The 11,764-nt window shown below is 62.9% G+C and carries 9 protein-coding genes and 1 pseudogene; 9 read left to right on the forward strand and 1 reads right to left on the reverse strand.

Translation table 11 applies throughout. The features are described from left to right. The first annotated feature begins 11 nt into the window (after nucleotides 1–11). The 8 genes and pseudogenes from NLM33_RS39610 to NLM33_RS39645 all read left to right on the forward strand — a co-directional run bounded on the left by NLM33_RS39610 (nucleotide 12) and on the right by NLM33_RS39645 (nucleotide 7,487). Nucleotides 12–716: an NUDIX hydrolase gene (locus NLM33_RS39610; RefSeq protein WP_254103809.1), complete on the forward strand. Its 705-nt coding sequence runs from the start codon at nucleotides 12–14 to the stop codon at nucleotides 714–716. A gap of 111 nt (nucleotides 717–827) precedes the next feature. Then, the gene (locus tag NLM33_RS39615; RefSeq protein ID WP_254103811.1) at nucleotides 828–2,150 is read left to right on the forward strand and encodes an ABC transporter substrate-binding protein; all 1,323 of its coding nucleotides are present in this window, start codon (nucleotides 828–830) and stop codon (nucleotides 2,148–2,150) included. Nucleotides 2,151–2,174: 24 nt separating this feature from the next. Further along, nucleotides 2,175–2,942, forward strand: coding sequence for an ABC transporter ATP-binding protein (locus NLM33_RS39620; protein ID WP_254103812.1), 768 nt, complete (start codon nucleotides 2,175–2,177; stop codon nucleotides 2,940–2,942). Nucleotides 2,943–2,945: 3 nt separating this feature from the next. Continuing rightward, complete coding sequence (locus NLM33_RS39625; protein WP_254103813.1) at nucleotides 2,946–3,650, forward strand: ABC transporter ATP-binding protein; 705 nt, start codon at nucleotides 2,946–2,948, stop codon at nucleotides 3,648–3,650. Between the two features lie 15 nt (nucleotides 3,651–3,665). Further along, nucleotides 3,666–4,547: a branched-chain amino acid ABC transporter permease gene (locus NLM33_RS39630; protein ID WP_254103815.1), complete on the forward strand. Its 882-nt coding sequence runs from the start codon at nucleotides 3,666–3,668 to the stop codon at nucleotides 4,545–4,547. Beyond that, nucleotides 4,544–5,552, forward strand: a pseudogene (locus NLM33_RS39635) (branched-chain amino acid ABC transporter permease); the annotation flags it as partial. The gene NLM33_RS39630 and the pseudogene NLM33_RS39635, both read left to right, overlap by 4 nt. Next, complete coding sequence (locus NLM33_RS39640) at nucleotides 5,524–6,453, forward strand: polyphosphate kinase 2 family protein (protein ID WP_254103817.1); 930 nt, start codon at nucleotides 5,524–5,526, stop codon at nucleotides 6,451–6,453. The pseudogene NLM33_RS39635 and the gene NLM33_RS39640, both read left to right, overlap by 29 nt. Next, nucleotides 6,450–7,487, forward strand: coding sequence for a patatin-like phospholipase family protein (locus tag NLM33_RS39645; protein WP_254103819.1), 1,038 nt, complete (start codon nucleotides 6,450–6,452; stop codon nucleotides 7,485–7,487). Before NLM33_RS39640 ends, NLM33_RS39645 begins: the two co-directional genes overlap by 4 nt. A 273-nt stretch (nucleotides 7,488–7,760) precedes the next feature. Here NLM33_RS39645 and NLM33_RS39650 read toward each other — a convergent pair whose 3' ends face one another. Then, nucleotides 7,761–8,651, reverse strand: a complete 891-nt coding sequence (locus tag NLM33_RS39650; protein WP_254103821.1) for an MBL fold metallo-hydrolase — start codon at nucleotides 8,649–8,651, stop codon at nucleotides 7,761–7,763. A gap of 693 nt (nucleotides 8,652–9,344) precedes the next feature. Here NLM33_RS39650 and NLM33_RS39655 point away from each other — a divergent pair. Continuing rightward, entirely contained in the window at nucleotides 9,345–11,675 is a 2,331-nt protein-coding gene (locus NLM33_RS39655; RefSeq protein WP_254103823.1) for a mechanosensitive ion channel domain-containing protein, read from the forward strand. Nucleotides 11,676–11,764 lie beyond the last annotated feature (89 nt).

Genomic DNA, 11,764 nt, shown 5'->3' on the forward strand with positions numbered 1-11,764 from the left:
TGCAGGCATTCATGACGTCCCCGAGCATTCACCGCGTCACGACGCTTGATCTCAGCGTGCGATCGCAGGCTTGGCCGTTCGCGCAAGAACGGCGCGCCGAGATCGCGGCGCATTTTGCCGAGCAGCAGCGCGAGCGACCGCAGATCTGGAATGGCCCCATTCTGCTCGGGCGCGATCCCGTGCTGTCCGGCGGCCATCTCTCTGCGCGGTATTTCGAGGCCGATTTCGCCAGTTTCCTCGCCTGGCGCGATTGGGGTTTTCCCGACAAGGCCGTGTTCAACGGCTTTGGCATGGGCGCGCTGCGAACGTCCGATGGCGCCTTCGTTATGGGCGAGATGGGCCAGCACACCTCGAACGCCGGCCGTATCTATTTTCCATCCGGCACGCCGGATCCCGCCGACGTCACGGACGGTGTCCTCGACATCCCCGGCAGCGTCGTCCGTGAGATCGAGGAGGAGACGGGGTTGAAGCCCGAGGACTACCGGGCGGAAGCGGACTGGCATTGCGTGATGACGGGACACGCGATTGCAATGATCCGGATTCTCGATCTCGACATGCCCGGCGAGATGGCGCGCGCCCGGATCGAGGCCAATCTCGCGGCGCAGGCCGAACCCGAATTGTCGGCCATTCACCTGGTCCGCGGGGTCAGCGATCTGACGCCGACCATGCCGCGCTTCGTCACGGCCTTTATCGAGCAGCAATTCGCCGCGCGCTGACGCGTTAAGCCCGCGACGCTATTCGGCTTGACATCGCATCTCCCAGCCCATGTGATGGGCAAAAAGTAAAAGCAAAAAGACTGCAATGCACAATCGTCCAGGGAGGTTTTGATGCGCATGCGCATGGCTGCCCGCTTGGTACGTCACTTAATTCGTGGGCTTATGGTCGTGATCGCGGCGTCGGGTCTGGTGGCATCCGCCCAGGCTCAGGACAAGAAGATCAAGATCGGCGTGATTTTTGACCTGACCGGACCGCTCGCCGGCGGCGGGTCAGAGCTCGAATATCTCGGCACCAAGATCGTTCTCGACCAGTTCGCAAAGACCGGCGTCGAGGGCTACAAGGTCGAGGCCGTCTACGCCGACGCGCAGAGCAAGCCCGACGTCGCCATCAACGAATCCGTCCGCCTGCTCGAGCAGGAAAAGGTCGACATGGTGCTCGGCTTCTTCTCTTCCGCGCAGTGCGTGCCGGTCGCGGCCCGCGTCGAACAGTTGAAGAAGTTCATGTGGATGACGACCTGCATCTCGTCCGCCGTGTTCGCCGACAAGAACTACAAATACGTGTTTCGCCCGCAAGCGAGCGGCGACCAGTTCGGCATGATGACGATGGACTTCATCGCGCAGAACTCGAAGGAGAAGTTCGGCAAGGAGCCGAAGGACCTGCGCGTCGCCATCATCCACGAGGACGGCGCCTACGGCGTCGACGTAGCCAAGGGCAACGAGGCCGGCGCCAGGAAGGCCGGCTTCAACGTCGTGCTGAAGGAGGGATATTCGGCGACCGCGCCCGACCTTTCCTCGCTGGTCACGAAGCTCAAGCGCGCCAAGCCCGACGTGATTTTCCACACCGGCTACAATCCCGACATCACGCTCCTGCTTCGTCAGGCGCGCGAGCAGGGCCTGAAGTTCGGCGCGCTGATGGGGCATGGTGCGGGCTACGGCGTCTATGAGAAGCTGAAGGAGGGCATGGGCGCCGATGCCAGCTACATCTTCAACACCGATCCGATCTCGATCTGGCTCGCCAACCAGAAGACCATGGACCCGAAGCTAGGGCCGGTCATCAAGATGGTCGGCGAGGAGTTCGACAAGATCAAGCCGGGCGTTGCCATCCGTTCCGCCCATGTCGGCATCGGCGCCTCCAACACCTACGTGTTCATGGCCGACGTGTTGCCGCGCGCGATCAAGAAATATGGCGGCGTCGATCCGGACGCGCTGCGCAAGGCTTCGCTCGACACCGACATCCCTGAAGGCGGCACCATGCTCGGCTTCGGCGTCAAGTTCTACGGCGAGGGAACGCCGGTGGCGGGCCAGAACGAGCGCTCGTTCCCCGTCGTGATCCAGTATCTCGACGACAAATCCTATGTGGTGTGGCCCAAGAGTCAGGCGCAGCGCGAGGCCGTGCTGCCGCTGCCGAAGGGCACCACTTACAGCAACCAGTAGCGTGAGGCGCGGCGGAGGGATGCGGTGCTGGAAGTTCGCGGGCTGGTGAAACGTTTTGGCGGCTTCACGGCCGTCAATAACGTTGCCTTCAAGGTCGATCAGGGCGAGATCCTCGGCCTCATCGGACCCAACGGCTCGGGCAAGAGCACGATCTTCAACATGCTCTCCGGCACGCTCGCCCCGACCGCCGGCTCGATCCTGTTCGCAGGATCGGAGATCGCAGGCCTGGCGCCGCACCGGATCATCAACCGGGGCATCGGCCGCACCTTCCAGATCCCGCGGCCGTTCCGCCGCCTGACCATATTCGAGAACGTGGCGCTCGCAGGCTTCTACGGCCAGGGCCGCCACAGCCGCGCCAAAGCGGAAGAGGCCGCCGAGCGCGCGCTCGCCATGGTCGGGCTGCCGACCGATCGGCATGCGAGCGTCGATGGCCTCGGTGCCGCAGGGCTCAAGAAGCTCGAACTGGCAAAGGCGCTCGCCACGGGACCAAAGCTGCTGCTCGCCGATGAAAGCCTCGGCGGCCTTGATGAAGCCGAGATGGACCAGGCCGCCGACATGCTGCGAAAGATCCGCGACGATCTCGGCATCACCATCATCTGGGTCGAGCATATCATGGGCGTGTTGATGCGCGTGGTCGATCGCGTGATGGTGCTCGATCACGGCGAGAAGATTTCGGAGGGGCTGCCGAGCGCAGTCGCCAGCGACGTGCGGGTTATCGAGGTCTATCTCGGCACCGATGCCGAGACCACGCAAGCCGCGGCCGCCGAAGCGCGCCGCCGCGCCGGAGGGTAGGCCATGCTGGAGCTTCGATCCGTCGATGCCGGCTATGGCAGCTTCCAGGCGTTGTTCGGCGTCAATCTCGAGGTCAAGGCCGGCGAGGCGGTCGGCGTGATCTGCCCGAACGGCGCCGGCAAGACCACGCTGATGCGGGTGATCTCGGGCCTGATCCGGCCCGCGCGCGGATCAATCAAAATGGAGGGCGTCGATGTCCTGACGACGCCGGCGCACCGCATCGTCAGTCTCGGCATCGCGCATGTGCCGGAGAACCGGCGGCTATTCCCGCAACTCTCGGTCGACGACAATCTCAAGATGGGTGCCTTCACGAAGGAGGCGCGTCACAAATATGCCGAGCGCCTCGAGATCGTCTTCAAGCTGTTTCCACGCCTGAAGGAGCGCCGCCATCAGATGGCCGGCACCATGTCCGGCGGCGAGCAGCAGATGTGCGCGATCGGGCGCGCGCTGATGTCGGATCCAAAACTCCTGCTGCTTGACGAGCCCTCGGCGGGTCTTGCGCCGGTCGTGGTGCAGCAGGTGTTCGAACTCGTGAAACGGATTCGCGCAAGCGGCCTCACGGTACTGATCGTCGAGCAGAACGTGCAACAGGTGCTGCGTGTGGTCGACCGCGCCTATCTGATCGAGGCAGGGTCCATCCGCAGCTCGGGCACGTCGGCCGAGATGCTGGCGAGCGACACGGTCAAGGAAGCTTATCTCGGGGTATGAGGGGCGGGCAGGCGCATGCAGGCATTTCTTGATATCTTCGACATCTACCTGCTGGAGGCCGTGATCAACGGCATCCTTCTTGGCGGTGTGCTGGCGCTGCTTGCGCTCGGACTCAACCTGATTTTCGGCGTCATCGACGTGACCTGGATCTGCTACGCCGAGCTCGTGATGATCGGCATGTACGCCATGTACTTCATGGTCCAGTATTACGGCATCAGCTATTTCATTGCCGCGCCTTTCACCATCCTTCTGGTCGCGCTGCTTGGCGCGGCACTGCACTATCTCGTGATCGCGCCGCTGCTGACCGCACCGCCGATCAACCAGTTACTCGCGACCGGTGGTGTGCTGTTCGTGCTCCAGAGCTTCGCCACTGTCGCCTTCGGCATCGATTTCCGCAATCTCGGCATCCGCCTGCCTGTGCTCGCGCTCGGCGATATGAATTTCAGCTATGCCCGGCTGTTGTCCTTCATCGCAGCGCTGGTCGGAATGGTTGCGGTCTATCTGTTCATGACGCGTACTTTCACCGGCACGGCGATCCGCGCCATCTCCCAGGATCGGCAGATCATGGCGCTGATGGGCGTCGATACGAAGAGGATGTACATCATCACCTCCGCGCTTGGCGGGGCGCTGGCCGGCCTCGCCGCCTGCCTCCTGGTGCTGCAATACGACGTGCATCCCTTCGTCGGCCTGTCGTTCGGGCCGATCACCTTTCTGATCTGCGTGCTCGGCGGCCTCGGCAATTTCATCGGCGGCTTCATCGCCGCCTTCGTGTTCGCCGAGATCATCTCGCTCGGCGGCCTGTTCTCCGACCTCGAATGGGGCTACGTGCTGGCGTTCGCCTTCTTCATCGTCATGATGTTCATCCGGCCCGCCGGCCTGCTCTCGAGGCGCCGATGATGAGACAGGCGCATCTCGCCGCATGGGCAGTCGGGCTTGCAGCGCTCGTTGCGCTGCCATTCGCCTATCGCGATCCCTATCACCTGCACATATTGGTGCTGATCCTGATCTGGTCGTTCGCCTACACATCCTGGTCGATGATGGGACGGTTCGGCCTGGTGTCGCTCGGCCATGGCGGCTTCATGGGGATCGGCGCCTATGTCACGGCGCTGTTGTGGAATCATCTGGGTGTGTCGCCCTGGATCGGCATTCCCGTCAGCATGGTCGCGGCCGGCACGCTGGCGCTCATCGTCGGCTATCCCTGCTTCCGCTTCCGGATCACCGGGCACTATTTCGTTCTGGTGACCCTGGCGCTGTCAGGCATCGTGCTCCAGGTCATTACCGCCACGCGCGACTGGACCGGCGGCTCGCTCGGCTATACGCCCAATCGCGCGGCCGGTAACAGGGTTTGGGCGCTCCAGTTCGATGACAAGACGACCTGGTATCTGGTTGCGCTTGCGGTCTGGCTCGCAGGACTCGTGGTCTGGCACTTGGTCGATCGCAGCATGAGCCGCTTCGCGCTGGAGGCGATCTCGGAGGATGAGGACGCCGCGGCCGCCGCCGGCGTCGACGTCACCGCGGAGAAGCTGAAGATCACGTTGATCAGCGCCTTGATGACGGCGTTAGCCGGCGCGATCTACTGCCAGTACCAGATGTTCATCACGCCCGACACGGTGAGCGGCATCGCGGTGTCGCTCCAGATGGTGTTCGCGGCCATCGTCGGCGGCTTGTTCGTCTCGCTGGGGCCGACGGTCGGCGCCATCATCACCATCCTGCTCGCCGAATCCTTGCGCATCGGATTTGGAACCAAGGCCGTCGGCTGGGACAACCTCGTCTATGGCGTGCTGCTCGTCCTCTTCATCATATTCCTCCCCAAGGGCATTCTTGGTAGCCTGCTCGAACGATTGAAGCCGCAACGCAAACCGTCTCCGGGCTCATGAACAAGAAACCTTCCAAAACACTCGCCGCAGGGCTCGCCGGGTTCATCAACCCATTCCGCTACGATGGTTCGGGCACGTTTCACCTGAAGGACCACAAGACGAACGAGAAGGGCGATCTCGACAAGGACGAGGGACAGAAGATCCTCGAAGCCAACAAGCAGCACCTCGCGGACTTCCAGGAGAAACTCTACGCGCAGGACCGCTGGTCGGTCCTGATCATTTTCCAGGGGATGGATGCGTCCGGCAAGGACAGCGCGATCAAGGCGCTGTTCGAAGGTATCAACCCGCAGGGTTGCGAGGTCCGCGCGTTCAAGCAGCCGACCAGCCATGAGCTCGACCATGACTTCCTCTGGCGCCACGTGGTCGCACTGCCGTCGCGCGGCCATATCGGCATTTTCAACCGGTCCCATTACGAGGAATGCCTGGTGACGCGCGTGCATCCGGAGATCCTCGCCAAGGAGAAGCTGCCGACCGGGCTCGTCACCAGGAACATCTGGCGCGAGCGGTTCGAGGACATTTCCGCCTTCGAGCGCTACCTCGCGCGCAACGGCACCGTGGTGCTGAAATTCTTCCTCAACCTGTCCAGGGAGGAGCAGCGCCAGCGTTTCCTCGACCGGCTGGAGGACCGCTCCAAGCAGTGGAAATTCTCGATGGACGACATCAAGGAGCGTGCGCTGTGGCCGCGCTACCAGGCGGTGTATCAGGACATCGTCCGGCACACCGCGACCACCCATGCACCCTGGTACGTCGTGCCCGCCGACCACAAATGGTTCGCGCGTGTCGTCATCGGCTCCGTCATCGTCGCCGCGCTCGAGCGGCTTGATCTGCAATTTCCTCGCGCCGACAGGGCCTCGCTGCGTGAGTTCAAGGCGGTGCAGCAGGCTCTCGAGGGCGAAGCGAGGGGAGGAAGGAAGGGCGCAAGGTGACGGGCAACGGCAGCAAGAACGTCAAGAACGTCAACTTCGCGATCCAGGGCGGCGGGGCGCATGGCGCATTTGTGTGGGGCGTGCTCGATCTCGTGCTGGAGGACGGCCGCCTCGCGATCGAGGCGATCAGCGCGACCAGCGCCGGCGCGATGAATGCGGTGGCGATGGCCTCTGGCATGGCGGCCGGCGGCGCCGATGCTGCGCGGGAGAATCTGCACCAGTTCTGGTACGAGGTATCGCGCATGGACATGGTGTACGACCTGTTCTCGCCGCTCAATCAGTTGATTCAGGCGCTCAAGCTGCCGCCGGAGTATCATCCGGTGCACTCCTTCGTCCACACCCTGACCCATACGGTGCCGCCGAACGTCCTCAACCCCTTCCACTTCAATCCGCTGCGCGCGCTGTTGCAGCGGGTCGTCGATTTCGACCGGCTGAATTCCTCGGCGGAGGCGCCGCAGCTCTTCCTCAACGCCACCAATGTGCGGACCGGCAAGATCAAGGTATTCCAGACGCCGCTCTTGAGCGTGGACGCCGTGCTCGCCTCGGCCTGCCTGCCGCCCTATTTCCAGGCTGTCGAGATCGACGGCGAGCATTATTGGGACGGCGGCTATCTTGGCAATCCCGCGATCTTTCCGCTGATCTATCGCAAGGGCAGCCACGACGTCATCATCGTGCAGGTGACCGCGATCCGGCGCGACGAGTTGCCGGCGAGCGCGGCCGACGTGCTCCACCGCATCAACGAGATCAGCTTCAATTCGTCATTGATGCGCGAGATGCGCGCGATCGCTTTCGCGACGAAGCTGATCGACAATGGCGAGCTCGACAAGGACACGCACAGCCGCATGTACATGCACTGGATCGGCAATGACCAGCTGATGTCGCAGCTCGGAACCGCGACGCAATTCCACCCGGAATGGAGTCTGCTGTGCCGGTTGCGCGACGAAGGCCGCGAGGCGGCGCGAAGCTGGCTCGACAGGCACTTTGGCCAGATCGGCAACGCCTCGACGGTCGATCTGACCGAGATGTTTCTCTGAAGCTGGATTGTCCCGAGGCGGCGTCGGCTCACGACCGAACAGTCTGGCAAAGCCATAACGGAGCCAGGGCGATCCCAAGATGGGCAATGATAGAATTATCGCCCTGATTTGCCCGACGTGTCAACTGATTTCGTAAAATACGAAGTGTCTCGCCGGCGACCGCGGGCTACTTTGCATGGGGTTGTTTTCGATGTTTTGGTTGGGAGCGACGTCCCGGCGAAGCCTTCGTCGCCGGGGCCGATAGATGCCCTGCGGTCTCAGACCGAACTCCGATCAATAGCCGCGGCCCCACCAGTAGCAGAAGCGCTCGACGTTGGCGGCAAGGCCGTTCTCGTAGTTTGCCCACTTCTCGTATTTCGGCAGCTTGACCTCCTTCATCGCGGTGTCGAAGCATTTGCCGGCGTCGGCCGCCTTCTTCACCTCGGCGGAGAGATCTTCCATGTAGGCGATGTCGTCCTCTACGTCCTTCTTGGTGCCGAGGCGTCCGCCGGCATTGGGGTGACCGGGAATCAACCTGTCCCAGTTCAGCGAGGCGAGCTTCTTCAGCGAGGCGATATATTCCAGCGGCGAGGCGTTGTCCGGGATGTTGCGGAACTGGATGCTCTCGATCGGCGCGAAATCGACGACGAAGACCAGCTTCTCCTTCGGCAGCCGCATCACCAATGAATTGTCCGAATGGTTGCGGCCGACATAGACCAGCTCCAGCGTGGTGCCGCCGAGCCTGATGGTCTTCTTGTCGTCGACGACCTGGTCAGGCATCACGACATCTGCCAGCAGCGCGTTCTGTTTCTTCAAGTCGAGCCAGCGCTCCTTCAACCGCCGGTGCGCGATGAAGATGGCGCCGAGGTCCTTGAACGCCCGGCCGCCGGCGGCGTGGTCGTAGTGATGGTGGCTGTAGATGACGTATTTGATCGGCTTGTCGGTGACGGCCTTGATGGCGTCGATATAGGGTTTTGCGGGACGCTCATACGAGATCGGATCGGTGGCGATCACGCCCTGCGAGGTCACGACGAACATCGACTGGTGACCGCCGTAGCGGAAGATGTAGACGTTCTCGGTGCCCTCGACCTTCTTGGTCGAGACCTGCGGGGGATTTTGCGCCCATGCGGAGCCACATGCGGTGAGGATCGTGGTGATGACGGCCAGACGATGGACTATTTTCATCGGTGATGTTCCGGGTGGGAGGTAGCGCGGGACTGCAGTTGACTTCGTCGATACAAACGCTGGCGGAACCGTTTTATTCCGATCTCGGAACACGCGCGTCGGGGCTTCACATTTGCCGGCAGAGCCATTGATCCCGCTTGACAGTTTTATGGCGCGGGAGGAGCATGCCGGTGGTCGCCCAGCGCGACGCGTAACGTCCATGTCATGAGCAAGGGGAGGTCTATGACACCACCTCCGCAGATCCAGCCGCGTTAAGTGCGACGGAGCTCGTTCGGACTATCGCATAGCGGCAAAATCCGCGAACGGCACGCCGGGTCAAGGTGAAGTGGGCCGCATCAGTGAGGCATGGCCCCTTACCTTCCCGGCGGTGTAGTTTTAGCACCAGCGCACTGTGTCGGTGATGATGATGCGGTCTCGTGATTGCATTGTGTCCACGCCCTTGTGCATGCTCGAACAAATCACTGAGCCATCGATGATAGACCGGCTGCCTGTCGCGCAGATTGCCGCGATCGTGCAGTGGACGTCCGCTGTGGTGCGGTTCCCGATTCATGCGACGCAACAAAGCCAAGAGAAAGTCGCCGCGACGGCAAACTTCCGACACAGGACCGGGGCGAATAGCGATGATCCGACATGACTCGTACACAAAGGCGGTGCCGGTTCTGACACCGCCTTAGCTATTTCTGGGAACTCATCGTGTCGCAAAGGCTGTCTTCGGCGCTTCTCGCTGCCTGCATCTTCCTCGCGATCTCAGCTCTATCCGGTGCACGCGCCGAACCGGCGCCGCCCGCGACCGGCAGTGCTGCAATGCTCTCCCCGGAGCAGGCCCGGCGCGCGCTGGACACGCTGCAGGACGATCAGAAGCGTGCCCGGATGATCGACACGCTGCGCGCGATCGCTAGTGTGTCGGATCAGCCGCAGGCCACAACGCCCGCGCCCGAGCAGAAGTCCTCCGCTTCGCTGTCAGCCGACGGCCTCGGCGCGCAGCTCCTGCTGACTGTCTCGGAAGAGATCGGCGAGATCTCGCGTCAGGTCGCCGACATGGCGCGGACACTTACGCATTTTCCGGCGTTCTACTACTGGATCGTGCGGACGGCGAATGACCCCGCCGCCTACAATCTGCTGATCGAGATCGCGTGGAAGCTGGCGCTGGTGTTCGGCTGTGCCTTCTGCGCCGAATGGCTGATTTTTCGCCTGATCAGGCGTCCGGTCGCATTCCTGGAAGCGCGCGTGCCGCAGGCTCCGCACCTGCCCACGCAGGCGCTCCCCATCGTCGATCCGTCGTCCGTAGCCGCCGAGCCTGAGCTGCATCGCCGCCGCGCCAGTCTGGCCCGGGCCTGGCAGCTCCTGCTCCGTCTGCCCTTCGTGCTCGGCCGGCTCGCGATCGAATTGGTCCCGGTGTTCGCCTTTGTCGGCACCGCCACGACGTTGCTCGGTACCGAGATTGGTGAGCCGGCAACCGTTCGCCTCGTCATCCTCGCCGTCATCAATGCTTATGCCTTCTCGCGAGGACTCATCTGTCTTGTCCGGGTGCTGGCGGGGCCCTTCGGCCTCTTTCCGGTTCGCGCCGAGACCGCGGCCTATATCGAGATCTGGGCGCGGCGCATCGTCGGCGTCGGCGTGTCCGGCATCGCCTTTGCCAACGTGGCGCTGCTGCTCGGCTTGCATCGGGTCGGCTATGCGGCCTTGCTGCGCATGGTCATGCTGATCGTGCATCTCTTCATCGTGGTCATCATCCTGCAATGCCGCCGCCAGGTCGCCGAGGCCATTCGGGCGCCTGCCGGCCGGCAGGGTCTTGCGGCAAGGATACGCAGTCGCGTTGCCAGCATTTGGCATTATCTTGCTATTGCACTCGATCTGGCCCTGTGGGCCGTCTGGGCGCTCAACATCCGTGACGGCTATTCGCTGCTGCTCCAATATTTCGTCGGTACCATCGCGGTTGCGCTGATCACGCGCGTCGCCATCATGGTGACGCTGAGCCTGATCGATCGTGGCTTCCGCATCAATCCGGAGATCCTCCAGCGCTTTCCCGGCCTCGAGATCCGCGCCAACCGCTATCTGCCCCTGCTGCGCAAGATCGTCTCGGGCATCATCGCCTTTATCGGATTCGTGGCCGTGCTGGAGGTCTGGGGCGTGGATGCCGTCGTCTGGTTCTATGGCGGACAGATCGGCAGCCGGCTCATCTCCGCGGTGGTGACGATCGGCATCGCCGCGGTGATCGCGGCGGCGATCTGGGAGGCCAGCAACGCGCTGATGGACCGGCAGGTCAATGTCCTGTCGCGCGACGGCCACTACGCCCGCGCGGCGCGTCTGCGCACGTTCCAGCCGATGCTGCGGACGGCGTTGCTCTGCCTGATTGCGACGGTCGTCGGTCTCACCGCGCTCAGCGAGATCGGCGTCAATGTCGCGCCGCTCCTGGCGGGGGCCGGCATCGTCGGCATCGCCATCGGCTTGGGCTCGCAAAAGCTGGTGCAGGATCTCATCACCGGCCTGTTCCTCCTCCTCGAGAATACGGTCCAAGTCGGCGACACCGTCAGCGTCTCCGGGCTGACGGGCGTGGTCGAAAACGTCTCGATCCGCACCATTCGCCTGCGCACCGGCGACGGATCCGTGCACATCGTGCCGTTCAGCGCGGTGACCACCATCACCAATTCAAGCCGTGGCGCGGGCAATGCATCCGTCAGCGTCAATGTCGCCTACAAGGAGGATACCGATCGCGCCGGACAAATCCTCAAGGATATCGTCGATGAAATGCGCCGGGAGCCGGAATTTCGCGCCGCGATCCGCGGCGATCTCGAGCTTTGGGGCATCGACAAGGTGGATGGTTCGATGGTGTCGATCGTCGGCCAGATCCGCTGTACCGACAGCGGCCGTTGGCCGGTTCAACGCGAGTTCAATCGCCGCATGAAGCTGCGCTTCCAGGAAAATGGAATTGAGATTGCTTCCTCCGCCCAAACCATCCTGACGCAGATCGCCGCGCCGGCCGACACGGCCTCGAACCTGACCTTACGACGGGCGACCGGCTGATTTTCGTCCTTGCCTCCTGAACGGCGACATCGTTCACTTCTCTCCACAAACATGCCCGCGGTCAACGGTGGGTGGAAGCGGGAGGCCGG

The sequence above is a fragment of the Bradyrhizobium sp. CCGUVB1N3 genome (assembly GCF_024199925.1).
In the GTDB taxonomy this organism is placed as follows: domain Bacteria; phylum Pseudomonadota; class Alphaproteobacteria; order Rhizobiales; family Xanthobacteraceae; genus Bradyrhizobium.